Source organism: Rossellomorea sp. RS05, assembly GCF_039822645.1.
In the GTDB taxonomy this organism is placed as follows: domain Bacteria; phylum Bacillota; class Bacilli; order Bacillales; family Bacillaceae_B; genus Rossellomorea; species Rossellomorea marisflavi_B.
The window spans coordinates 1-415 of record NZ_JBDKWY010000026.1; the positions used below are offsets into that span (position 1 = coordinate 1).

Here is a 415-nt window from a genome sequence, read left to right on the forward strand (position 1 = left end):
CCAATTCCGCCACACCCGCATGATATAAATGGTGAGCCATGAAGGATTCGAACCTTCGACCCTCTGATTAAAAGTCAGATGCTCTACCAACTGAGCTAATGGCTCGTGCTGCTTTTCTATAATGGACAAATACCCATAAGAAAATACAAAAGAACATAAAAAAGTGGTGCCGGCAAGAGGACTTGAACCCCCAACCTACTGATTACAAGTCAGTTGCTCTACCAGTTGAGCTACACCGGCAAGGTGTATGGTGTATTCTTTTTTCTTTGCCTTAGCTACATTGCAAAGGTTAAAGCTTCTTTATGGTAAGTTATTTTCACTTCGCTAACGCTTCGTGAAAAAACTATGGTGGAGGATGACGGGATCGAACCGCCGACCCTCTGCTTGTAAGGCAGATGCTCTCCCAGCTGAGCTA

At 44.6% G+C, this 415-nt stretch carries 2 tRNA genes; both read right to left on the minus strand.

Annotated elements, in window-relative coordinates:
• Nucleotides 1-29: 29 nt before the first annotated feature.
• Nucleotides 30-105, minus strand: a tRNA-Lys gene (locus ABJ225_RS22300).
• A gap of 59 nt (nucleotides 106-164) precedes the next feature.
• Nucleotides 165-240: transfer RNA gene (locus tag ABJ225_RS22305), tRNA-Thr, on the minus strand.
• Between the last annotated feature and the right edge of the window lie 175 nt (nucleotides 241-415).